This is a genomic window from Vibrio sp. Vb339 (assembly GCF_902751245.1).
Taxonomy (GTDB): Bacteria; Pseudomonadota; Gammaproteobacteria; order Enterobacterales; family Vibrionaceae; genus Vibrio; species Vibrio coralliirubri.
Genome location: NZ_CADDIS010000004.1, coordinates 34,441 through 56,478, shown reverse-complemented (window position 1 = coordinate 56,478; position 22,038 = coordinate 34,441). Strand labels below are relative to the sequence as shown.

Genomic DNA, 22,038 nt, shown 5'->3' with positions numbered 1-22,038 from the left:
ATAAAGTAGCGATAATCTGTTTACGATTCGAGTAACACCGTTGCCACAGCGTAGTGACGCTCATCCGAGATAGTCAGATGAATCGATGTTGTGCCATTCGCCTCTGCGATTTCACGCGCTTTTTTATGCAGGCTCAGGACTGGCTTGCCGTGCTCATCGTTTGAAATCTCAAAGTCGTGAAAGGTCACACCCAGCGCGATCCCCGTGCCTAACGCCTTAGATGCCGCTTCTTTGGCTGCAAAACGTTTTGCAAGGTAACGCCCTTTTTGCTTCAGCTGCTGGAATACTTCAAATTCAGAATCGGTCAAAATACGCTGAGCAAAAGCGTCACCACTTCGTGACAATGCCTTTTCAACACGTTCAATTTCTGCGATATCTGTACCTAACCCAACAACAGCCATGCTTACCCTACTACTAAACTTCTATCTATTAATTCTACTAATTCGTCGCTTACGACTTAACGCTTACGGTTTAAAAAATTAAGCGTTGTTGCGTGCTGTTTCCATCACGGCTTTCATGTCTGCAACGGCTTTATTCAAACCATCAAACACTGCTCGTCCCATGATCGAGTGACCGATGTTCAGCTCGTAGATCTCAGGAAGAGCCGCAATCGGTGCGACGTTGTGGTAAGTCAGACCATGACCCGCATTGACTGTGATACCAAGATCGTCCGCGTAGCTTGCGCCTGCAGCAATCTTTTTCAGCTCGTCTTGTTGGTCTTCTTCTGTTTTAGCATCGGCGTAATGACCAGTGTGCAGTTCAATGAACGGTGCGCCACACGCTTTTGCTGCGTCGATTTGCTCACGGTCAGCATCGATAAACAGAGACACCTTAATGCCAGCAGCAGACAGTTTTTCCGTCGCCGCTTTGATCTTTTCAAGTTGACCAACCACGTCCAAGCCACCTTCAGTGGTCAGCTCTTCACGCTTCTCTGGAACCAGACAAACAAACTCAGGATTAGTATCGAGGGCAATTTGAACCATCTCATCCGTTACTGCCATCTCCAAATTCATACGAGTTTGAAGTGTTTCAGCCAGAATACGTACATCGCGGTCAACGATATGACGACGGTCTTCACGCAGGTGAACAGTAATGCCGTCAGCACCCGCACGTTCAGCAATTTCAGCTGCGTGTACTGGATCTGGGTATTTAGTACCACGTGCATTACGTAGTGTTGCAATATGGTCGATATTAACGCCTAAAAGGATTGAGCTCATTTTCCAATACTCCGTGCTCTAGAGAGGGCTATTGTTGGCATAAATAGCTCTCTACTTTTTAATGGTTTGCCGCCAAGATACGGCTTTAAGGCTATGCGTGTAAAGCGTTTTGCCGCTTTTAACTGCTCTTTAGTGATAAACCTACGTTCACTGATTGCGATAAGTTCATCGCCCATAAAAGTCAGGTTGTCTCGACGCACCGAAGCGATGAAACCTTTCTGCTCTCGATAGCGATAAGTCATGCCCAGATCGATCGCTTCGCCAGTGCCCGCGCAGTGTAAAAAGTCGACGCCATAACCCATAGCGGATAATAGAGCCAGCTCAAAGCGACGCAGTGCTGGCTCAGGATTATCATTATGCGCCAGCTCTGTTAAAGCATGAAGATAGTCGTGAAAAAGTGCAGGCATCGGTACTTCCGCCATCAATACCCGACCGATAAGCTCGTTCACGTACATGCCTGAATACAGATTAATACCGGCGAGAGGAAGCCCCAAGCTGATGGGTTCAGCTTGGCGTAAGGTTTTCATCGAACCATTACCAGACCACTTAAGTAGTAGCGGCGTAAAAGGTTGTAATGCACCTTTCAAATTGGAACGCTTGCTGCGAGCGCCTTTAGACATCAACGTCACCCGACCGAACTCTTCGCTGAAGACGTCCAAGATCAGGCTCGACTCACTGTATGGTCGACGGTGCAACACAAAGCATCGCTGTAACCCTTCGCTCAATCACTTACCCTTATTACAGATACAAAAAGAGAGAGTTCGCACTCTCTCTTGGATTTATCTTCAGTTCAACTTTCTTAATCTCAGAAAGTGACGTTCAATATATTATAGATCGTCGATGTAACCTAACGAGCGAAGTGCACGCTCATCATCAGCCCAGCCAGATTTAACCTTGACCCAAGTCTCTAGGTAAACCTTACGGCCGAATAGCTCTTCCATATCGATACGCGCTTCACGACCAATCGTTTTGATCTTCTCGCCCGCTTTACCAATCACCATTTTCTTCTGACCTGTACGCTCAACAAGAATCAGTGCATTGATGTGGAAGCCGTCGTTATCTGGGTTGTAATCGAAACGTTCGATTTCAACCGTTACTGAGTAAGGTAGCTCGTCACCCGTAAAGCGCATCAGCTTTTCACGGATAATTTCAGAGGCCATAAAACGTTGCGAGCGATCAGTCACGTATTCTTCAGGGAAGTGGTGTGTCGCTTTAGGTAAATGTTCACGTACGTGCTTACGCAGTACATCAATGTTTTTACCTTGCTTCGCTGAAATTGGCACAACGTCAATGAAGTCCATCTTCTTAGAGACTTCCATCATGTGCTGCATCACGTTAGTACGGTCTTGAACGTTATCGACTTTGTTGATGCAAAGTACAACTGGGAAGTCAGTCTTCTTCAGTTTGTTCAGAACCATCTCATCGTCGTCAGTCCAGTGAGTACCATCGACAAGGAAGAATACTAGGTTCACATCACTCAGTGAGCTGTTCGCCGCACGGTTCATCAAGCGGTTGATTGCACGCTTTTCTTCAATATGAAGTCCAGGAGTATCAACAAAAATCGCTTGGTAATCACCCTCAGTTTCCACGCCCATAATACGGTGACGTGTCGTCTGTGGTTTACGTGATGTAATAGAGATCTTCTGACCCAGAATATGGTTCAGAAGCGTCGACTTACCTACATTTGGGCGACCGACAATAGCGATGAAGCCACAGTGTTGGTTTTCCGGTAGGCCTGTTTGTTTGCTATCAGATGAAAAGAATGCATCGATATCGAAATCTTGGTTGTTATCAGACATTGCTTAGTTGCTCTAATGCTGTTTCAGCAGCCGCTTGTTCTGCCTTGCGGCGGCTAGTGCCTTTACCGATAACAGGTTTATCCACACCTGCCACTTCACACTCAACCGTAAATTCTTGGTTGTGTGCTTCACCTTTAATATTAGTCACTGTGTAGACAGGTAGAGGATTTCTTCGACCTTGCAAAAACTCTTGTAGGCGAGTTTTCGGATCTTTTTGAGATACTCCAGGCTGAATTGCTTCTAGGCGAGATTGGTACCAGCTTAAAATAATGCCGCGAACCGTCTCGGTATCACTATCTAAATAGACAGCGCCGATGATCGCTTCAACAGCATCCGCTAGAATAGAATCACGACGGAAACCGCCACTCTTCAACTCACCTGGACCTAATTTTAAGTAATCTCCTAGTTCGAATTCACGACCTAGTTCTGCCAATGTATGACCACGTACTAATGTTGCACGCATGCGGCTCATATCACCTTCGTTTACCTTAGGAAAACGGTGGTAAAGATCATCAGCGATAACAAAACTTAAAATTGAATCGCCCAGAAACTCAAGACGTTCGTTATGTTTACCAGCGGCGCTGCGGTGAGTCAGCGCCAAGTGGATAAGATCGGCATCATTAAACTGATAGCCAATCTTTCTCTCTAGTTTATCAATTGGAGAATTCATGCTCTCTCGATGTGTTAATTGATCGATTAATGAATCCCACCGATGCGATTAAAACGCACACCAGTAGGAATCCAGGTTGGAAGTACACTGTCTGAACCACGTTCGAACTCGAAACTGATCCAAATAGCAACGGCCTTACCAACAAGGTTTGCTTCAGGGACAAAGCCCCAGTAACGGCTATCGGCACTGTTGTCACGGTTATCACCCATCACAAAGTACTGGCCTTCTGGAACGACCCACTCGTTAACACCATTGCGAGGTTGATATGCTTGCACACGGTCGCGGCGTAATGGGTTAACTAAAATTTGATGCTCTACGTCTCCAAGCTGTTCATTCAGCTGAATCAGAGGCACACCATCTTGAACAAATTGGCTCTCTTCAACGTTACTTAGCTTCACTGGTTCACAGCTACTTGTACCCTTCGCTTGAATGCAGATCTCTTTACGACTGCTGTAGCGAATTGTGTCACCTGGCATACCAACAACACGCTTGATGTAGTCGATGTTAGGCTGAGGTGGGTACTTAAATACGATTGAATCACCACGCTCTGGCTTGCCCGTTTCTACCAGTTGAGTGCGCCATACTGGGTCTTTTAGACCGTACGCGTACTTCTCTACCAAGATGAAGTCACCAACCAAAAGCGTTGGCATCATCGAGCCAGAAGGGATTTGAAACGGTTCATAAATAAATGAACGCAGAACCAAAACAAATGCAATTACCGGGAAAATGGAAACACTGTTCTCAACCCACCAAGGCTGAGCCGTAACTTTTGCGCTGGTTTCAGCGTCTAGGCCATTCGATTGTGCTTCAACGTCAGCCAGTTTTTGTTGGCGCTTCTTCGCCCACACAAACTTTTCCAACGCCCATACAATGCCAGTCACTAGAGTTACGATCACTAAGATAAGCGAAAATGTATTAGCCATTGATATCCCTTAAATTTCATTTCTTTAAAAATAACGAAAGTGAAAGAATAGCGAGCTACTCTTCCACTTTCAATTATTCGTTTATCGCTGGATAAAGTTAATCTTTTCCAACGTGAAGGATTGCAAGGAAAGCTTCTTGAGGCAGTTCAACGTTACCGATCTGCTTCATACGCTTCTTACCTTCTTTTTGTTTCTTAAGAAGTTTCTTCTTACGACTGATATCACCACCGTAACATTTTGCGATTACGTTCTTACGCAGTTGTTTCACTGTAGAACGGGCAATAATGTGGTTACCAATCGCGGCTTGAATCGCGATATCGAACATCTGACGAGGGATGAATTCTTTCATCTTCTCAACCAGTAGACGACCACGAGACTGAGCAATGTCTTTGTGCGTGATGATAGCCAATGCATCAACCGTTTCGCCATTCAACAATACGTCTACACGTACCATGTTTGATGGCTCGTAACGTTGGAAGTTGTAATCCAATGATGCGTAACCACGAGACGTTGATTTCAGACGGTCAAAGAAGTCTAGAACTACTTCTGCCATAGGAAGATCGTATGTCACAGCAACTTGGTTACCGTGGTAAACCATGTCTACTTGTACGCCACGCTTCTCAACACACAGTGTGATTACGTTACCTAGGTAATCCGAAGGTACCAGAATATTACAGCGTGCAATTGGCTCACGAATTTCTTCTAGGTCATTAACCGCTGGCAGTTTAGCCGGGCTATCAACGTAAAGAACCGTTTTATCTGTTTTTACAACTTCATACACTACTGTTGGAGCAGTTGTGATTAGGTCTAGGTCGTATTCACGCTCTAGACGCTCTTGGATGATCTCCATGTGAAGCATTCCTAAGAAGCCACAACGGAAACCAAAACCAAGTGCTGCTGAACTTTCTGGTTCAAAGAACAGTGATGCATCGTTCAGGCTTAATTTGCCTAACGCGTCACGGAAGTTTTCGTAGTCATCAGATGATACAGGGAATAGACCTGCGTATACCTGAGGCTTCACTTTTTGGAAACCAGGTAGACGTTCAGTGCTGCCGCCTTTTGCAAGCGTCAACGTATCACCAACTGGTGCACCTAGGATGTCTTTAATACCACAAACAACCCAACCTACTTCGCCAGTATTTAGCTCTGTAGTATCGATTTGCTTAGGCGTGAAGATACCTAGACGGTCAACACCCCATACTTGGTCTGTCGACATTACTTTGATCTTATCGTTCTTCTTCAGCTTACCGTTTTTGATACGAACCAAAGAAACTACGCCAAGGTAGTTATCGAACCAAGAGTCAATGATCAACGCTTGTAGAGGCGCTTCAGGATCACCTTCCGGTGGCGGGATTGCCGTCACGATGTTTTCTAGAACATCATCAACACCCAAACCTGTTTTCGCAGAACAGCGAGTCGCTTCCATCGCATCGATGCCAACGATCTCTTCGATTTCTTCAGCAACACGTTCTGGTTCAGCTGCAGGTAAGTCAATCTTATTCAAGATTGGTACTACTTCCAGTTCCATTTCGATTGCTGTGTAACAGTTTGCTAGAGTTTGTGCTTCAACACCTTGGCCAGCATCCACTACAAGTAGTGCGCCTTCACAAGCAGCTAGAGAACGAGATACTTCGTAAGAGAAGTCTACGTGTCCAGGAGTGTCGATAAAGTTAAGTTGGTAAGTTTCACCATCTTTAGCTTTGTAATCTAAAGTCACACTCTGCGCTTTAATTGTAATACCACGCTCGCGTTCTATATCCATAGAATCGAGGACTTGAGCTGCCATCTCACGTTCACTTAATCCTCCACAAACTTGGATTAAGCGGTCAGAAAGGGTCGACTTACCGTGGTCGATGTGGGCGATAATCGAAAAATTACGAATGTGCTTCATAGGCTTGGTGTGACTAAACTCTTTGAATAGGGATAATAAGAAAGCCGCGACGCGTCCAATCTACAGTCAGCATTGGTGGCGGCATTTCAATCAAGTTGGCAGATTCTACCCAATTTAAGGGCAAGAAGCATCATAAATTAGACGAGAGACTCACCTAGGATTCGAATCAAGACGACTTCTTGCTTGGATTTGTCTTCCATGGGTTTGGCTAACCGCTTCGCTAAGGCAATTCCACCAGCAGTAAACAGTGCTGCACTTAAGATAACAATGCCCTCGCCCCCTTGGAGTAAGGGTTGTAACAAGAGCTGTCCAAAACCAGCACCAATCATCAACATGAAAAGTGGGATGAGATAAACAATGGCTGCCGATTGAAGTAGGCTTTTTTCTGGAAAGCCAATTTCTACGATTTGTCCTGCTTTGACTAAGCTTTTGGTTTTAAGCTGCCAAAACAAAGATTTATTGCCAACAGCCTTGGTCACAATACCGGTGCCACAGCTTTTTTGAGAAGAACAGCTACTACAACTGGTTTGTTGTTCGCAGCTCAGTTGAACAAAGTATTGCTTACCTTTTTGTTCAACCGAGCTAACGGTCGCCAACGCGGTCATCATTGCGCTTGTACCGATTTATTGAATGTAACTGACTGAGCGATACGTTTTGCAGTTGCTGGCGGAATGTCACCAACCACTGAGATCTCTTTGTCGCCAATCACTAAGCTGTGCAAGGTTCTACGCCCTTGACGTACCAGCTGCCCTTTCAATGAGTGCTCGTCTTTTTCAGCGATATAAACCGAAAAACTAAACAGTCCATCACTGAAAAGCTGGCTTTCAACCATTTTATCGGTCGCTGCCATTTGATAGCGGCTAAGCTCTTTTGACTTAAACCCTTCAGGAATCCACGACGCTTGCCAGTTAGTATCACTCACTAAGCCTTCCGGCAAGGATAAAACTTTCGGCAATTGAGCTTGGTTCAAGCCCCCCATAGCTTCAGCAATCTTATCGTTCACCACGTAAGAGATAGTACGGTACTGTTCAAGCACTTCGCCATCACGGTCCAAAAGGTCGGCACGCAAAGGAAGACTCGTTTTTTCGTCGACCCAAACCACGTAAGAGTAGCGAAGGCCATCTTTCGGCACGACGCGCAGCACTTGAGTGGTGCTGCCCGCTTCACGAGAGCGCCCAACTTTTACGAAGTCGTAGTACTGATTCAGTGATTCGATATCTCTATTAATCATCGGAATAACAGGTGCAACCATACTGCCAGACTGAATCGTAAATGGCTCTGTACCCGGTTCGATGTAGCTAACTTCATTGCCACGTCGAATGACTTCACGAACAGGGCCGCTTAGGTAAACAAGGTGTGCAAGTTGTTGGTCGTCGTTAACTGCATGGCGATAAACAAGAGGTTCAATACTGCTCTTCTTTATCAATATGTAGGAGAGTTCGTAATTTAGATGCTGACTGGCCTCGTTCATTTGATGCAACAAGGCCTTTGCAGTGGTTTCCTCTGCAAAGGCTGTTGGAGACATCAAGCTGAACAGTGTCAGTGCACTGACCAGGATTTTCTTCATTCAATGTCCGATTCTAGATGTGCATCTTGCATTGGCGATGCATCACTGTTTAGTCTTAGCTGAAGCTCATAATCTTCTAGCATTGCATGAACGCGTTTACGCTGCTCTTGCAAGTTAGCTTCCGATGCCGGCTTCTCAACAGAGTCACGCGTTAAACTTACTGGTTCCGCAGAACCCGCAAATGGAATCGTCTGGAGTACAGGCAACTGCTCTGGAGCTGCAGGGTCGCTGCCACCATATTGTTGAACACCTAATACAACCGCCAATGAAACACACGCTGCTACGGCAACTTGTCCAAACTGTTGTAACCAAGCCGGAAGCTGACGCTTCGCTTGCTGAGGTTTAGGCTGCTCTTCAATTGGAGCAACAGTAGGTTCAACATTCACTTGGTGCAGGTTCGGCATTGCACTATGTGCAGGCTCAGCTTCAAGCGCTGCTGCCACATTGTTAGCAATGTTCCAATCTTGAGTTTCTGGCGCATCCCCACGCATAACATCACCAATTAAATGGTAACTCTGCCAGGTATCCATGCTTTCTTGATCAGATTCAAGATCTACAATGAGAGCTTTATCGATCGTTTCACCATCCATGAGTGCCGAAAGCTTTTCTTTATCAGCCATTATTTTCACCATAATTATTACAAGTTCTAGCGTTGCAAAAGAGGTTTGATTTTCTTTTCCACTGCTTCACGAGCTCGGAAAATACGCGAACGTACGGTTCCTACAGGGCAATCCATTACTTCTGCAATCTCTTCGTAGCTCAAACCTTCGAGCTCACGCAACGTCATTGCAGTTTTTAAGTCTTCTGGTAACGCTTCAATCGCTCCAAAAACGACTTGTTTCAATTCTTTTGACAGCGTTAAGTTCTCAGGGTTCGATATTTCTTTTAACGCGCTGCCTGTTTCGTAATATTCTGCATCTTCTGCATCTACATCGGTTGCTGGCGGCCTACGGCTTTGGGCAACGATATGATTTTTAGCGGTGTTCACGGCAATTCGGTACAACCATGTATAGAAGGCACTCTCGCCACGAAAGTTAGGTATCGCGCGGTAAGCTTTAATAAAAGCTTCTTGTGCTACATCAGGTACATCACCGGAATTATTCACGTATCGAGAGATAAGATTACAAACTTTGTTTTGATACTTAACCACTAGTAAGTTAAATGCCTGCTTATCTCCACTCTGAACTCGCTCAATCAACACTTGATCGGTTAGCTGCTCGTTCATTCGAGCGGGTACTCCTATTGTTATAACCCTTACCTTCGCAGATATGGGTACTAATTATGCGAAATGTAGTATTGACACCACCGTCTACAAGAGCACTATTGTGACTAAGCCAAATACCGAAAGTTCCAACTTTCTTAAAATTATTTGCCATTATTGTTTCACAATGTGATGTAATAAAAATAGCTATCCCTATCAATTTGGGGAAACTTGAGCAAAAGCAATGGTATTGAGCAATTAAATATTTCTAGATAGCTGTCTATATATTGATTTTGCATAGCGTTTAAGGATGACTCTGGAGAGATTATAACAGTCTTACCCAAACTCCTAAAACAAGACAAAGTCAATTGAGAGTGGACAACTCGACTATAGCCCGGGATTTAATAAGTTTTATGAACGCAAACCGTGAACATCAGTGTGATGTATTAGTGGTAGGAAGTGGTGCGGCAGGCTTGTCATTAGCCTTACGCGTAGCAGAACATGCAAAAGTAATTGTATTAAGCAAAGGACCACGCAGCGAAGGATCGACGTATTACGCACAAGGTGGTATCGCCGCGGTGTTCGATGAGTCGGACAGTATTGAGTCTCATGTAGAGGATACTCAAATTGCTGGGGCTGGGTTATGCGAAGAAGATACAGTTCAATTCATTGCTGAAAATGCGAAAGAGTGTGTGCAATGGCTGATTGATGGTGGTGTTCCATTTGATAAAGATGAAAACAGCACCGAAGGCCAACCAAAATATCACCTCACTCGTGAGGGTGGCCACAGTCACCGCAGAATTCTGCACGCTGCCGATGCAACTGGCATGGCGATGCAAACCTCACTACAAGATAACGTCAACAACCACCCAAACATCGAGATCTTCGAGCGCCACAATGCGCTGGATTTGATCACTGAAGATAAGATTGGTGGTTCAAAAGACAAGGTGATCGGTGCCTACATTTGGAACCGTAACCAAGAACACGTTGAAACCGTGCGCGCTAAATTTGTTGTATTAGCAACAGGCGGCGCTTCAAAGGTTTACCAATACACCTCTAACCCAGATGTCTCCTCAGGTGATGGTATTGCTATCGCTTGGCGTGCAGGTTGTCGTGTGGCAAATCTTGAGTTCAATCAGTTCCACCCAACTTGCTTATTCCACCCAGAAGCTCGTAACTTCCTGCTAACGGAAGCACTGCGTGGTGAAGGTGCTTACTTGCGTCGTCCAGATGGTTCTCGCTTTATGAAGGACTTCGATGAGCGCGGTGAGCTGGCTCCACGTGATGTGGTTGCTCGGGCAATTGACTTCGAAATGAAGCGCTTGGGTGCCGACTGCATGTATGTTGATATCAGCCACAAGCCTGAAGAATTCATCACAACGCACTTCCCAATGATCCATACTCGCTTGATGGACTTGGGCATCGATATGACCAAAGAGCCAATCCCTATCGTACCTGCCGCTCACTACACTTGTGGTGGTGTCATGGTTAATAAGCAAGGTCAAACCGACCTGACTAACTTGTATGCGATTGGCGAAGTGAGCTATACCGGCTTACACGGTGCAAACCGTATGGCTTCTAACTCACTGCTTGAGTGTGTGGTTTACGCATGGGCAGCAGCAAAAGATATCGTTGAGAACATCGACCAATCTCAATTGTGTGCTGAACTGCCTGCATGGGATGAAAGCCAAGTAACCAACAGTGATGAAGAAGTTATCATTCAGCACAACTGGCACGAGCTACGTCTATTCATGTGGGATTACATGGGCATTGTTCGAACGGATAAGCGCCTTGAACGTGCACTGCGCCGTATTCAGATGTTGCAGCAAGAGACTCATGAGTACTACAGCTACTTCAAAGTTTCGAATAACCTATTAGAACTGCGTAACTTGCTACAAGTGGCTGAGCTAATGGTTCGCTGTGCAATGCAACGTAAAGAGAGCCGCGGCCTACACTACACGTTGGACTATCCAGAACTTGCAGAAGACAGCGGCCCAACGATTCTGACGCCAGAAAAGCGCCAATCATAATTATGGGTTAAGCGTGCTTAGCTAATTAGTCGTCAGCGAAAAGTAATTAAACGAAAGGGAGCCGAGTGCTCCCTTTTCTTTTGTCTAATACTTTCTTTTATCTAATACTTTGGCTGACCTAACACGCTCGTTGTAAGTTTGCCAGAAAGTGACGATATTCATTCTCGCAACAGCTGTCGCGCCAAAGCAATACCGAGTACCCACACTCAAACTGCAATTTAACAAAGAACTGCGCCCAGATCTTATCCACGGACTTTAGAATATAACGTCGGTCATTCAATCGGATCTCACCATCTTCTTTATAATCAAAACGACCATGAGCACTATTCAAAATCAGATGGTTAGTTTTAAACAGATGGATCAGCAGTGCTAAACAATAAAGGCTAGCGGCAAGTGGAATAGAAGATAGGACGATGAAAAACAAAAGGCACCCGAAAACAGTGCCTTTTGCGAATAATGCGGAATATGAAGGGTTAAGCTGGAGCTTAACGAACCTTGCTGAGGTTGTGTGCGACAATTTTATCAACCATTGATGCATGACCTAGGTTTTCACTGCGTCCGTGTCCCATCACCCAAGTAAACAAATCTGGGTCATCACACTCTAGTAGAGAAACAAACTCGCGCTGTTCCTGCTCTTGCAATGAATCAAAACACTCTTCAAAAAATGGCATGATGACTACATCAAGTTCTAACATGCCGCGACGGCAACCCCATTTAATTCGTGCTTTCTGCTCTGCAGTGTACATTGGCTATCCTCACCTATAATTTTTCTTTCTCGGAGTGTAACAAGTCATACGCCCTGCAACTACTATGTGAGTCACAGTCCCTATCTCAGCTCACAAAAAAACCTAAGCTGACAAAGAAACAGAACCGGATTAACATAGAGCCAAATAAAATTCTTAGGAAAGATAAAATGGATTGGAAAAACACATTTCAGCCACTCGCTCATACACAAAATGAATCGCTTCCAGACCTGATGATGACACACGTGTCAGACTGGAGTGCAATCACCATGATAGGCGATGACAAAAAGTCGTACCTGCAAGGTCAAGTAACGTGCGACGTGGTGACTCTTCCTAATGATGAATCCACGTTAGGCGCGCACTGTGATGCAAAAGGAAAGGTATGGAGCATCTTCCGCCTGTTTCATCACAATGGCGGTTACGCGCTCATGCAGCCTAAATCTGCGATTGAAGTAGAGCTGGTCGAAATCAAAAAATACGCCGTGTTCTCTAAGGTTGATATCGAGCAAACGACAAATGTTGTTATCGGTGTGATGGGCGCGTCTGCGGATCAATACATTGATTCAATTTCAGAAAGCCAAGGTAACGTGCGTGCTATCTCTGGTGGCACAGCGGTTAAAGTCTTTGGCAATCGTTGGGCGCTGCTTATTACGGAAGAAGTTGCTGCGACCCTAACGTCGAGTAGCTCAGCAGAAAAAGTATCAGAAGCACTTTGGCAATATTATGAAATTCTTGATGCTCAGCCTAACCTATCGAAAGCAGAGCAAAACGAGCACATCCCTCAAGCGCTTAACCTGCAAGCGATTGGCGGTATCAGCTTTTCAAAAGGCTGCTACACAGGTCAAGAAACGGTAGCTCGTGCCAAGTACCGTGGCATGAACAAGCGTGAAATGCGTATTGTTTCAGGAACGACAGCAGAAGTATTGTCTCTAGAGAACCCAATTGAACTAGAGCGTAGCGTGGGTGAGAACTGGCGTGGCGCAGGCCGACTATTAAACGTCTATCAATTTGCTGATAACCGAGCGATTGGTTTGATGGTACTGCCAAACAACCTTGATGACGATGTTCAGCTTCGACTGACCGCGCAGCCTGAGCAAACATGGAATATCCTGCCACTGCCGTACAGCCTTGACGACGAGTAACCACGTGGAAACACTGATTACACAATGGCTGGATCAACAGCAGGTGAACTATCGCCTGCTGATGCAAAGCAAGCCAACCACCAGCATTGAAGAAACCGCACAAGAGCGAGGCATCGACGCCTCTCAAATGGTGAAGTGTATCCTGCTCAAGGATATGGGCAACCAGTATGCGTTAGCCTGTACTGCTGGCGATCGCTCTGTCGACCCCAAGAAAGTACGCTCGGTACTGAATTGCCGTCGAATGACCTGCGTGTCGCTCGCTGATGTTGAAACAATCACCGGATTTAAAGTGGGTTGTGTTGGTCCGCTCGCTCTCAAGAGACACATGCCGATCATTTTTGATCCTTCCATTCAAAACAACTCGACCGTAACCATTAGCTCGGGTGATCGAATGGCTGGCGTTGCGTTGGATCTCAATGATCTTATGGCGCTATGTGCACCGACCGTCGCGGACATCAGTCGATGATCGTTTCGATCAGATCATGCTTCGCAAACTTCATTTGAATATTTCATTGAGTACATTTTTAGTGTGAACTTCGTCATAAGAAGAACACGCCATTAATAAATAGTTACTCAAAATAAAAGCATAAGTAGTCACAAAGTTAAATTTGCGTTATTGTAAATTTACTGACTAGCTATTAAGCAAATCAGTGCAAGTGAATCCACTGAGTAACATCAGTATCCACTTTTGTGTAATGCATCTGTGACTATTCGCCCGTTTTAGACGGGCTTTTTTTTGTCCAAAATTTACAATTTGATTACACAAACCAAAAAATCCCGCCTATTCTTATACTTGTAACATTATCACTGCTTAATACCGAACAGGAAAGTTCACGGCAGTTCACTACTCAGTATTATTTTGGGGAGGAGCTCACGTAAAAATAGATATTTACTGAAGAAAGTGCTTAGAACAGCACAAATATCTAATTAACGTCAACTCTACTGCATATTACTCCATGCTTATCACAATTATTATCTCGGAGTTTTTCTATAATATGCAGGCTAGGTAAATATAAGGATAATTAAGAATGAGACTGTTTAAGCGCTATACACCGAGTATGATTGCTAAACATGTAAGTCGACTTTTCAAAGGACGAATCTACATTTACGGCGTAGGAAAATTTGAGTTTGATAACGGTAAGCTAGTGCTACCAGACCGAGCAGAAAAACGTCACTTTCAAACAGTGAAAGAAATAAATAGTGAAATCATGAAACTGCGCTGCGCGTACGCATGACCTGACTGTCTACAGAATTATAAACAAAAAGGGTTGGCATTATGCCAACCCTTTTTCGTACCAATTTTCGTATCAATGATGATTCGATAAATCACCAGAACACTATTTCACTATCGATGAGTCACTGGACGCTTAGCTAAGTCAGGAAGATTGCCTGACAAACCCAGAGCGCGCTTCATGATCTCATCTTTCGCACCCGGTAATTGGCCTGCTAACTTCATACCGATACCACGAATTAGCTTCTTAGCTGGGTTATCGCCTTCAAACAGATCTTTAAAGCCCTGCATTGAAGCAATCATTTTCGCCGCCTCTGCTTTTCTCCAGCGCTCGTAACCCCGAAGATTACGCTTAGTACCAATGTCCTCACCCGCAGCCCATAGCTTTAACAGCTCTTGCGCTAAGCTTGCTGCGTCTAATAAGCCAAGGTTCACGCCCTGCCCTGCTAATGGGTGAATGGTATGAGCAGCATCACCAACCAAAGCCACACGCTCTACCGCAAAGTCACGGGCATAACGCATGCGCAGTGGGAAGGCAAAACGGTCACCAACCACTTCGCACAATCCAAGCTTTGAGTCGAACTCTGCCGTTAGCTGCTTATTAAAATCAGCATCCGACATGGATACCAGCTTCTCGGCACGGTTTGGTTCGGTAGACCAAACAATCGAGCTCATGTTGCTTGGTTGCATTGGTAGGAATGCCAATGGACCTTGAGGCGTGAATATTTGACGAGCAACGCTGTGGTGCGGCTCTGTGGTTTTGATGTTCGCGACAATCGCACTGTGTCCGTAATCCCAATGTGTTAATGGGATATCTTGCTGCTTACGAACCCAAGAGTTTGCGCCGTCTGCTCCAACAACTAACTTAGCTGTCAATGCTTGACCATTATCTAGCGTTAACCATGCTTCGCTTTCACCAATCGCCATCGTTTTGCACGTTGCGGGCATATACAGGCTGACGTTGTCCTGCTTCTTAACCTGATCAAGCAGCGCTAATTGAATCACACGGTTTTCAACGATATGGCCAAGGTTAGGCTGAGCCAAGCGTGTCGAGTCAAACTCAATACGAGCAAAGCTGTCTTGCTCCCACACTTCCATCGCTTGATAAGGTGCAGCGCGTCTTTGTTCGATACCTTGCCATGCGCCTAAGTTACGAAGAATCACTTCACTAGAACGACTCAACGCGGATACACGTACATCAGGCAGCTCACTCAGCCCTTCGCTGGGAGCCCTGCCTTCAATGACAGCAATTCTTAGGTCACTATCTTTCAGGGCAGCAGCAAGCGCTAGGCCAACCATGCCACCACCAACAATCGCGATATCAACACTTTGCATCATTATTTATTACCTTATCTTTCTACTAGGCCAAGCGTATGACGCAAAAGTGGACCTTTAAGTGGTGGAAGGTTATCTATTACGGCTAACCCAAGATTACGCCCAATACGAGCGGTCATATAATCGTTTGAGAACAGGTGAACTAGGCTTGAAGTCAACGTAATCGTTGCGTCTCTGTCTTGTTCTCTACGCTTTCTAAAGTTAACAAGACCACGGTAACGACCCACATCATCTAACTGGGTACACAACTCTTCTGCCAAGGAAGCCACATCTCGGATACCTAGGTTAAAGCCTTGCCCCGCAATTGGGTGAAGCGTTTGAGCAGCATTACCAACAATGGCAAATCGATGAGATATATTTTGCTGTCGGTGACGAAGAATCAGAGGGTAGCTCGCACGCTTGCCGACTTTCTCTAATCGGCCAAGTCGCCAGCCAAAGTCATTCTGCAGCTGATCAAGAAATTCATTGTCGTTTAGCGTCATCACTTTTTGTGCTTGCTCTGGTGTTAAACACCAAACCAGCGATAAACGGTTGTCACTCATCGGTAATAGAGCAACTGGCCCATGATGAGTAAAACGCTCAAATGCGCGACCTTGGTGGGGCTCACTCGAAACGATATTGGCAATCACAGCGACTTGCTCAAAGTCGTGCTCACTCAATGAGATATTGAGCTGTTGGCAACAGGTTGAGATTGCACCGTCAGCAGCAACCAATAACTTGGTGGTTACTGTTTGCCCACTTGTCAGTTCAATCGTCGTCAACGCATCTTCACGTTCAACTTTACTGACAGACTCAGGACAAAGCATGGTAATGGCCGCTTCTGATTCAAGTTTCTGTTGATAGATTCGACCCACATCTGCTAACTCGACCACGTAGCCAAGCGCATCTACAGCAAGCTCTTCACTGTAGATGTCTGTCATTCCGGCATGCCCGCGATCCGAAACATGGATATCTTTAATCGGGGTCGCGACCGGAGCGATAGATTGCCACAACTGCAAAGAATCCAGGATCTGCACCGTGCCATAGGACAAAGCGATCGAACGAGAATCAAACCCTGGGTGAGCTTGATGATCAACCTGATAAGGCTCCACTACCGCAATCGACAGTGAGCCTTGGCTTAGGTGATTCAAAGCAAGGGCTAAGGTTGCCCCTGCCATTGCGCCACCAGCAATTACAACATCATACTGAGCCATCATAACCTCAAACCGGCCAACGAATTAATGAATGGTAGGCGCCGCATCTTCAGATGGGCGAGCACCAAATTCAGCATGAATCGTTAGTGCACACGCTTTTACGTGCTCAATAACGTGTTCTAGAAGCTGCGCTTGCTCTTCCATATCATCTTCTTCGTCAATGCCAAGCTTTGCCATCTCTTCAAGATCAGCTAATGCTTCTTTGGTGCTGTCAGACGCTTTGTTCAATTGAGCGCCAACCAAGCCTAAGCCAGAAATGAAATGGTTAATCCAATCAGACACACCGTCAGCCAAGTCAAACAGGCTTGCGCTTGCGTCTTCGTCAGGCAGCAACATAGACAGTTCCATGCCTGAACCTGTGATTTCACTGGTCGTTACTTTCAGTGTCGCTTCCGCTAGCGTTAATGCGCGATCTGGCCAACCCATGCCTTCATTGGTGTAATCGAAGATCAGTGGTTGCCAGCTTTTATCTGCAAGGCTTAAGCCTCCGCTTAACATACCCGTTAATAAACCGTGCATCTCAGCAGGGGTTACGGCTAGACTTGCCGATTGAAGTTCAGTCGCAACCGTTAGGTAGTCAGGTAAAGTAGTTTCGCTCATCAGATAGCTCGCTCAGTTATTCTTTATATCGATAGTATAATCGTACCACTTCACCCCAATTCTGGTAAGCATCGATCCCCAGCAATTGAAGGATGACTGACTACCAATTGTTCAATTTGCTGAATTACTGTGTGCTCAAGCTCTCATTTACAAACAGTCACTCTGAAAAGCTTGAATCTTAATAGCGGTTTACCTATAGTTTCTCCCTCAGAGGAGATTGCTTCCTCATCGGTACTTGCACTTTTTCTTTCTCAAAAAATGGCGAAGGGCAACAGCCTTAAAATAGCGCGTTAAAGAGTTCATCCATCATGAGTAATCAAGCGGTAGACGTTGAAATATTAGGAAAACTGACTCGAGTGAATTGTCCACCAGGGCAAGAAGAGTCATTGATTGCAGCGGCGGCCGATCTTGATAATCGATTGAAAGAGATGGCTGAACGTACTAAGGTAACCAATGAAGTGAAGCTGCTGACTATCGCAGCTCTGAATATTTGCTACGAATTACAAACCAAGAAGTTTGAAGCAAATGATGAACAAAACGCACTGACCGAGCGAATGGAACAGCTCACGACATCACTTTCAGATGTCCTCAGTAAAGTTAAGCACGGACAGCAATAGCGTACACAAAATTTACCCTGGAGTGTTTGTCAGAGGATTCACGTCCCCGAGCCGATAAGCAATCCCTAAGGGTTAGTACTTGAGTGCTATTGAGCATGCTCGGCCCGACCGAGAAGCCTACGGTAATCATTGCTGATCCGCCTTGAACTCGCTGGTTCAAGGGCCATCTATTCTCAACGGCACTTTGGGGTATCCCTTCTTATGAAGACGCTCACACGCAGCGAATTTCGCAAACAGATCCGTATCAAGCGCAATGCCTTATCTGGCGAACAACAAACTCAATCAGGTATCGACTTAGTTAAGCAATGCATGCAACTTGATGAGATTCAGTCTGCCCAACATATTGCCCTCTATATCTCTATCGATGGCGAACTCGATACCCAGCCTTTAATCGAATGGTTATGGGCGCAAGGTAAGCAAACTTATTTACCAGTATTGCACCCCTTCTCTGCCGGGCACCTGCTGTTTCTGCACTACTCACCAACCACACCGACGGTCTTGAATAAGTACGGTATTGTCGAACCTCAGCTCAATCAGATGCTGGTTAAACCTTGTCAGCAACTCGACCTTATTCTTACGCCCCTTGTCGGATTTGACTCTCATGGCCATCGTTTAGGTATGGGCGGCGGATATTACGATCGCACCTTAGCGAAGTGGTTCGAGACGGGCGAAGGCGCAACTCCTATTGGTTTGGCTCATGATTGCCAACATGTTGGTACCCTACCGATTGAAGAGTGGGACATTCCGTTACCTAAAATCGTGACTCCGAGTAAAACTTGGCAATGGGAAAACAACCATTAAAGCGCTATAATCGCGCCGCAAACGTTAACCTCGATATATAAACGTTAACTTCAATACGCGAACGATTAATTCAAAGCGCAAGACCTTATTCAGGAGAATGGCATGACTCAAGATGAAATGAAAAAAGCAGCGGGCTGGGCAGCACTTCAATATGTTGAAGAAGGCAGCATTGTAGGTGTAGGTACTGGCTCTACAGTAAATCACTTCATCGACGCACTTGGCACAATGAAAGACAAAATCAAAGGTGCGGTTTCAAGCTCTGTAGCCTCTACTGAAAAACTAGAAGCACTAGAAATCAAAGTATTTGAGTGCAACGACGTATTCAAACTAGACATCTATGTTGATGGCGCAGACGAGATTAACGCTTCACGCGATATGATCAAAGGCGGCGGCGCTGCTTTGACTCGTGAAAAAATCGTAGCAGCTATCTCTGACAAGTTTGTGTGTATTGTTGACGGCACTAAAGCAGTTGATGTGCTGGGTAAATTCCCACTGCCTGTTGAGGTAATCCCAATGGCACGTTCATACGTGGCACGTGAGCTGGTTAAGCTTGGTGGTGACCCAGTTTACCGCGAAGGCTGCACAACCGATAACGGCAACGTGATCCTAGATGTGTACGGCATGGCGATCGAAAACCCGAAACAACTAGAAGATATCATCAATGGTATCGCTGGTGTTGTGACGGTTGGTCTGTTCGCTCACCGTGGTGCCGATGTGGTTATCACCGGCACGCCTGAAGGTGCAAAAATCGAAGAATAAATAATAGAAGATTGAGTTTTTCTGTTACTTCATTACATACGGTGCCCTAGGGCGCCGTTTTTTTTGCTTTATTGCTGTAAAATTATGTCTTATTCCGTAATTTTCTTACCCAAAACATTTTTTTTTTGTTACTTTATTGTTCAGAAGACGCACAGGGAAAACGTTTGTCTCCTAACAAAGTGGTGAATTTGTTCCCCTTTCAGCCATTTTGTAGCACGTGCGCCGCATTTGCCCAACCTTTCCACTTTAAGGACGAGAACAATGGCCAAAGTTTCACTGGAAAAAGAAAAAATAAAAATTCTACTTCTAGAAGGTCTTCACCCTTCTTCTGTAGAAGTACTGCAAGCCGCTGGTTACACAAACATTGAGTACCACAAAGGCTCGCTACCGGAAGATGAACTTCTTGAAGCAGTTAAAGATGCCCACTTCATTGGTATTCGTTCTCGCACTAACATCTCCCAAGAAGTTATTGATGCAGCTGAAAAGCTGGTTGCCGTCGGTTGTTTCTGTATTGGTACTAACCAAGTCAACCTTCAAGCAGCAGCAAAACGCGGTATCCCTGTGTTCAACGCACCGTTCTCAAACACTCGAAGCGTTGCTGAGCTCGTTCTTGGTCAGGTTCTATTGCTACTACGTGGCATTCCAGAAAAGAACGCTCTTGCACACCGTGGCATCTGGAAGAAGAGTGCCGACAACTCTTACGAAGCTCGTGGTAAACGTTTAGGTATTATTGGCTACGGTCACATCGGTACTCAGCTGGGTATTATTGCTGAAAACCTTGGCATGCGTGTTTACTTCTACGACATTGAAAACAAACTGTCTCTGGGTAACGCAACGCAAGTTCATACCATGACGGAATTACTGAACAAGTGTGACGTAATCTCTTTGCATGTACCTGAAACCAACGAAACAAAAGACATGATGGGTAAAGAAGAGTTCGAGCGCATGAAGCCTGGTTCTATCTTTATCAACGCAGCTCGTGGCACGGTAGTCGATATTCCTGCTCTGTGTGGCGCTCTGGAATCTGGTCACCTTGCAGGTGCGGCTATTGATGTTTTCCCAACAGAACCAAAAACCAATGCAGACCCGTTTGAGTCTCCATTAATGCAGTTCGATAACGTGATCCTAACGCCTCACGTGGGTGGTTCAACTCAAGAAGCACAAGAGAACATTGGTGTTGAAGTGGCTGGTAAGCTAGCGAAATACTCTGATAACGGCTCTACGCTATCAAGTGTTAACTTCCCAGAGGTATCACTACCACTGCATACTGGCACGTCTCGTTTATTACACATTCACGAAAACCGTCCAGGCATCCTAACTCAGATCAACACCATCTTCGCTGAAGAAGGGATCAACATCGCGGGTCAGTACCTACAGACTGCGGCTGATATGGGTTATGTCGTTATCGATGTAGAAGCCGATCGCTCTGAAGAAGCGCTGCTTAAACTGAAAGAGATTGAAGGCACAATCCGTGCTCGTCTTCTTCACTAATCATCGCACTCAAAATGCATAAAAAAGGCTCTCATAATGAGAGCCTTTTTAGTATTTGGCCTATCGTAGGTAATTAGATCATCATGATCCAAAACCTTCTATAGCACTGTCATTACTCTTCGATCTGGTAGATCACATTCACGCGATCACGAATGGTGATCGTTGAGTCTTCATAAGAGTTCGATTCTGTTCTTGCATCCATTGCCATTGAACGCATGAGTACTGGCTGAGAAGATTGGGCGTTGTAATCCACGCGCCATACATCACCTAACTCGCGCTCAAAACCACTCGCCAATGATTTAGCTTTTGATGTCGCATCTTTAATGGCTTCTAAGCGCGCTTGTTCTTGATACTTAGCTTGGTCACGAACTTGCAGCTGGATGTTGTCGATCTGATTAATGCCCTGCCCGATAGCAATATCCATGTACTCGTTCAGATTAGCGAGTTCATTGACCTGAACGGTCACATTACGTGAGGCGCGGTAGCCAACCAGTTCCGGTTTGCCATCTTTCGGGTAATGATATTGAGGAGATAGATACAGATTCGAGCTATGAACACTCGCCTCATCAACTCCTGCTTGATGCAGCTTATTTAGAAAGCCTGTCACGACTTTATCAACCGTATTTTTAGCCTGTTCAGCAGTCATCGTCGATTCCACGACTCTCACAGAGAATGTCGCCATATCAGGTGTCGCGATCACTTCACCATAGCCTGTCGTTGAAATATGAGGAAAGGATGGAGAGTCAGCCAATGATGGAAAACTCACAGCACTCAACGCCGCAGTAAGAGACGTTGCTAACATCTTTGGTACAAGCTTCATTAGGTATG

The 22,038-nt window shown here is 45.5% G+C and carries 25 protein-coding genes and 1 other RNA gene; 9 read left to right on the top strand and 17 right to left on the bottom strand.

Translation table 11 applies throughout. From position 1 onward, the window contains the following. Positions 1-20: 20 nt before the first annotated feature. From acpS to rpoE, 11 genes are all read right to left on the bottom strand, one after another. Positions 21-401: a holo-ACP synthase gene (gene acpS, locus HRQ85_RS18235; RefSeq protein WP_017059039.1), complete on the bottom strand. Its 381-nt coding sequence runs from the start codon at positions 399-401 to the stop codon at positions 21-23. A 78-nt stretch (positions 402-479) separates the two neighbouring features. Then, positions 480-1,217 carry a pyridoxine 5'-phosphate synthase gene (gene pdxJ / locus HRQ85_RS18230; protein WP_048605801.1) on the bottom strand — a complete coding sequence of 246 codons (738 nt, stop codon included), beginning with the start codon at positions 1,215-1,217 and terminating at the stop codon, positions 480-482. Further along, complete coding sequence (gene recO / locus HRQ85_RS18225) at positions 1,214-1,942, bottom strand: DNA repair protein RecO (protein WP_172380307.1); 729 nt, start codon at positions 1,940-1,942, stop codon at positions 1,214-1,216. Before recO ends, pdxJ begins: the two co-directional genes overlap by 4 nt. Before the next feature lie 102 nt (positions 1,943-2,044). Continuing rightward, positions 2,045-3,016, bottom strand: coding sequence for a GTPase Era (era, locus tag HRQ85_RS18220; RefSeq protein ID WP_017629580.1), 972 nt, complete (start codon positions 3,014-3,016; stop codon positions 2,045-2,047). After that, on the bottom strand, positions 3,009-3,686 hold the full coding sequence (gene rnc, locus HRQ85_RS18215) for a ribonuclease III (protein WP_017629579.1): 678 nt from the start codon (positions 3,684-3,686) through the stop codon (positions 3,009-3,011). Before rnc ends, era begins: the two co-directional genes overlap by 8 nt. 26 nt (positions 3,687-3,712) lie before the next feature. After that, entirely contained in the window at positions 3,713-4,609 is an 897-nt protein-coding gene (gene lepB / locus HRQ85_RS18210) for a signal peptidase I (protein ID WP_086711995.1), read from the bottom strand. A 97-nt stretch (positions 4,610-4,706) separates the two neighbouring features. Beyond that, the gene (gene lepA / locus HRQ85_RS18205; RefSeq protein ID WP_017059045.1) at positions 4,707-6,500 is read right to left on the bottom strand and encodes a translation elongation factor 4; all 1,794 of its coding nucleotides are present in this window, start codon (positions 6,498-6,500) and stop codon (positions 4,707-4,709) included. 137 nt (positions 6,501-6,637) lie between these two features. After that, positions 6,638-7,108, bottom strand: coding sequence for a SoxR reducing system RseC family protein (locus tag HRQ85_RS18200; protein ID WP_048605807.1), 471 nt, complete (start codon positions 7,106-7,108; stop codon positions 6,638-6,640). Further along, on the bottom strand, positions 7,105-8,067 hold the full coding sequence (gene rseB, locus HRQ85_RS18195; protein ID WP_172380306.1) for a sigma-E factor regulatory protein RseB: 963 nt from the start codon (positions 8,065-8,067) through the stop codon (positions 7,105-7,107). The genes HRQ85_RS18200 and rseB overlap by 4 nt, the downstream gene beginning before the upstream one ends. Further along, complete coding sequence (locus tag HRQ85_RS18190) at positions 8,064-8,687, bottom strand: RseA family anti-sigma factor (protein WP_048659401.1); 624 nt, start codon at positions 8,685-8,687, stop codon at positions 8,064-8,066. The genes rseB and HRQ85_RS18190 overlap by 4 nt, the downstream gene beginning before the upstream one ends. Positions 8,688-8,713: 26 nt before the next feature. Then, a complete protein-coding gene (rpoE, locus tag HRQ85_RS18185) occupies positions 8,714-9,292 on the bottom strand; it encodes an RNA polymerase sigma factor RpoE (protein WP_008223963.1) in 579 nt (192 codons plus the stop codon). A 389-nt stretch (positions 9,293-9,681) separates the two neighbouring features. On the opposite strand from rpoE, the gene nadB reads away from it, so the two are divergent. Next, positions 9,682-11,298 (top strand): L-aspartate oxidase, encoded by a 1,617-nt coding sequence (nadB, locus tag HRQ85_RS18180; protein WP_019826282.1) that lies wholly within the window; start codon positions 9,682-9,684, stop codon positions 11,296-11,298. Between the two features lie 118 nt (positions 11,299-11,416). Here the strand turns inward: nadB and HRQ85_RS26460 are convergent, their stop codons facing one another. Both HRQ85_RS26460 and HRQ85_RS18175 read right to left on the bottom strand, forming a co-directional pair. Continuing rightward, positions 11,417-11,836 (bottom strand): protein YgfX, encoded by a 420-nt coding sequence (locus tag HRQ85_RS26460; protein WP_307862880.1) that lies wholly within the window; start codon positions 11,834-11,836, stop codon positions 11,417-11,419. Further along, positions 11,784-12,044: an FAD assembly factor SdhE gene (locus HRQ85_RS18175; protein ID WP_004735374.1), complete on the bottom strand. Its 261-nt coding sequence runs from the start codon at positions 12,042-12,044 to the stop codon at positions 11,784-11,786. Before HRQ85_RS18175 ends, HRQ85_RS26460 begins: the two co-directional genes overlap by 53 nt. Before the next feature lie 167 nt (positions 12,045-12,211). On the opposite strand from HRQ85_RS18175, the gene ygfZ reads away from it, so the two are divergent. The 3 genes from ygfZ to HRQ85_RS18160 all read left to right on the top strand — a co-directional run bounded on the left by ygfZ (position 12,212) and on the right by HRQ85_RS18160 (position 14,418). Further along, positions 12,212-13,183: a tRNA-modifying protein YgfZ gene (gene ygfZ / locus HRQ85_RS18170; protein ID WP_172380305.1), complete on the top strand. Its 972-nt coding sequence runs from the start codon at positions 12,212-12,214 to the stop codon at positions 13,181-13,183. A gap of 4 nt (positions 13,184-13,187) precedes the next feature. After that, complete coding sequence (locus tag HRQ85_RS18165) at positions 13,188-13,649, top strand: aminoacyl-tRNA deacylase (protein WP_050646172.1); 462 nt, start codon at positions 13,188-13,190, stop codon at positions 13,647-13,649. A gap of 562 nt (positions 13,650-14,211) precedes the next feature. After that, positions 14,212-14,418, top strand: coding sequence for a DUF1107 domain-containing protein (locus HRQ85_RS18160; RefSeq protein WP_009847660.1), 207 nt, complete (start codon positions 14,212-14,214; stop codon positions 14,416-14,418). Positions 14,419-14,528: 110 nt separating this feature from the next. Here the strand turns inward: HRQ85_RS18160 and HRQ85_RS18155 are convergent, their stop codons facing one another. Genes HRQ85_RS18155 through HRQ85_RS18145 form a run of 3 tightly spaced genes read right to left on the bottom strand, consistent with a single transcriptional unit; the run spans position 14,529 to position 17,542 of the window. Continuing rightward, positions 14,529-15,752, bottom strand: coding sequence for an FAD-dependent 2-octaprenylphenol hydroxylase (locus HRQ85_RS18155; protein WP_172380304.1), 1,224 nt, complete (start codon positions 15,750-15,752; stop codon positions 14,529-14,531). Positions 15,753-15,763: 11 nt separating this feature from the next. Beyond that, a complete protein-coding gene (gene ubiH / locus HRQ85_RS18150) occupies positions 15,764-16,942 on the bottom strand; it encodes a 2-octaprenyl-6-methoxyphenyl hydroxylase (protein ID WP_172380401.1) in 1,179 nt (392 codons plus the stop codon). 24 nt (positions 16,943-16,966) lie between these two features. After that, positions 16,967-17,542 carry a YecA/YgfB family protein gene (locus HRQ85_RS18145; RefSeq protein WP_050052683.1) on the bottom strand — a complete coding sequence of 192 codons (576 nt, stop codon included), beginning with the start codon at positions 17,540-17,542 and terminating at the stop codon, positions 16,967-16,969. A 308-nt stretch (positions 17,543-17,850) separates the two neighbouring features. Here HRQ85_RS18145 and zapA point away from each other — a divergent pair, with 308 nt between their 5' ends. The 5 genes from zapA (at position 17,851) to serA (ending at position 21,210) form a co-directional block, all read left to right on the top strand. Beyond that, positions 17,851-18,159, top strand: a complete 309-nt coding sequence (gene zapA, locus HRQ85_RS18140) for a cell division protein ZapA (RefSeq protein ID WP_004735366.1) — start codon at positions 17,851-17,853, stop codon at positions 18,157-18,159. A gap of 11 nt (positions 18,160-18,170) precedes the next feature. Then, a non-coding RNA gene (ssrS, locus tag HRQ85_RS18135) (6S RNA) lies at positions 18,171-18,354 on the top strand. Positions 18,355-18,360: 6 nt separating this feature from the next. Further along, complete coding sequence (locus HRQ85_RS18130; protein ID WP_050644135.1) at positions 18,361-18,960, top strand: 5-formyltetrahydrofolate cyclo-ligase; 600 nt, start codon at positions 18,361-18,363, stop codon at positions 18,958-18,960. 102 nt (positions 18,961-19,062) lie between these two features. After that, positions 19,063-19,719 (top strand): ribose-5-phosphate isomerase RpiA, encoded by a 657-nt coding sequence (gene rpiA / locus HRQ85_RS18125; RefSeq protein ID WP_048605825.1) that lies wholly within the window; start codon positions 19,063-19,065, stop codon positions 19,717-19,719. Between the two features lie 261 nt (positions 19,720-19,980). After that, positions 19,981-21,210, top strand: coding sequence for a phosphoglycerate dehydrogenase (gene serA / locus HRQ85_RS18120; protein WP_017059058.1), 1,230 nt, complete (start codon positions 19,981-19,983; stop codon positions 21,208-21,210). Between the two features lie 112 nt (positions 21,211-21,322). On the opposite strand, the gene HRQ85_RS18115 is transcribed toward serA, so the two are convergent. Then, the gene (locus HRQ85_RS18115) at positions 21,323-22,030 is read right to left on the bottom strand and encodes an oxidative stress defense protein (protein ID WP_172380303.1); all 708 of its coding nucleotides are present in this window, start codon (positions 22,028-22,030) and stop codon (positions 21,323-21,325) included. Positions 22,031-22,038 lie beyond the last annotated feature (8 nt).

Bases quoted from the DNA above. Each gene is read 5' to 3' on its own strand.
- HRQ85_RS18145 (WP_050052683.1), bottom strand. From the start codon at position 17,542: ATGAGCGAAACTACTTTACCTGACTACCTAACGGTTGCGACTGAACTT.
- HRQ85_RS18190 (WP_048659401.1), bottom strand. From the start codon at position 8,687: ATGGCTGATAAAGAAAAGCTTTCGGCACTCATGGATGGTGAAACGATC.
- HRQ85_RS18115 (WP_172380303.1), bottom strand. From the start codon at position 22,030: ATGAAGCTTGTACCAAAGATGTTAGCAACGTCTCTTACTGCGGCGTTG.
- rnc (WP_017629579.1), bottom strand. From the start codon at position 3,686: ATGAATTCTCCAATTGATAAACTAGAGAGAAAGATTGGCTATCAGTTT.
- ubiH (WP_172380401.1), bottom strand. From the start codon at position 16,942: ATGGCTCAGTATGATGTTGTAATTGCTGGTGGCGCAATGGCAGGGGCA.
- serA (WP_017059058.1), top strand. From the start codon at position 19,981: ATGGCCAAAGTTTCACTGGAAAAAGAAAAAATAAAAATTCTACTTCTA.
- HRQ85_RS18130 (WP_050644135.1), top strand. From the start codon at position 18,361: ATGAAGACGCTCACACGCAGCGAATTTCGCAAACAGATCCGTATCAAG.
- era (WP_017629580.1), bottom strand. From the start codon at position 3,016: ATGTCTGATAACAACCAAGATTTCGATATCGATGCATTCTTTTCATCT.
- HRQ85_RS18200 (WP_048605807.1), bottom strand. From the start codon at position 7,108: ATGATGACCGCGTTGGCGACCGTTAGCTCGGTTGAACAAAAAGGTAAG.
- rpoE (WP_008223963.1), bottom strand. From the start codon at position 9,292: ATGAACGAGCAGCTAACCGATCAAGTGTTGATTGAGCGAGTTCAGAGT.
- HRQ85_RS18160 (WP_009847660.1), top strand. From the start codon at position 14,212: ATGAGACTGTTTAAGCGCTATACACCGAGTATGATTGCTAAACATGTA.
- rpiA (WP_048605825.1), top strand. From the start codon at position 19,063: ATGACTCAAGATGAAATGAAAAAAGCAGCGGGCTGGGCAGCACTTCAA.
- ygfZ (WP_172380305.1), top strand. From the start codon at position 12,212: ATGGATTGGAAAAACACATTTCAGCCACTCGCTCATACACAAAATGAA.
- acpS (WP_017059039.1), bottom strand. From the start codon at position 401: ATGGCTGTTGTTGGGTTAGGTACAGATATCGCAGAAATTGAACGTGTT.
- zapA (WP_004735366.1), top strand. From the start codon at position 17,851: ATGAGTAATCAAGCGGTAGACGTTGAAATATTAGGAAAACTGACTCGA.
- lepA (WP_017059045.1), bottom strand. From the start codon at position 6,500: ATGAAGCACATTCGTAATTTTTCGATTATCGCCCACATCGACCACGGT.
- pdxJ (WP_048605801.1), bottom strand. From the start codon at position 1,217: ATGAGCTCAATCCTTTTAGGCGTTAATATCGACCATATTGCAACACTA.
- nadB (WP_019826282.1), top strand. From the start codon at position 9,682: ATGAACGCAAACCGTGAACATCAGTGTGATGTATTAGTGGTAGGAAGT.
- rseB (WP_172380306.1), bottom strand. From the start codon at position 8,067: ATGAAGAAAATCCTGGTCAGTGCACTGACACTGTTCAGCTTGATGTCT.
- lepB (WP_086711995.1), bottom strand. From the start codon at position 4,609: ATGGCTAATACATTTTCGCTTATCTTAGTGATCGTAACTCTAGTGACT.
- HRQ85_RS18155 (WP_172380304.1), bottom strand. From the start codon at position 15,752: ATGATGCAAAGTGTTGATATCGCGATTGTTGGTGGTGGCATGGTTGGC.
- HRQ85_RS18175 (WP_004735374.1), bottom strand. From the start codon at position 12,044: ATGTACACTGCAGAGCAGAAAGCACGAATTAAATGGGGTTGCCGTCGC.
- HRQ85_RS26460 (WP_307862880.1), bottom strand. From the start codon at position 11,836: ATGCATCAATGGTTGATAAAATTGTCGCACACAACCTCAGCAAGGTTC.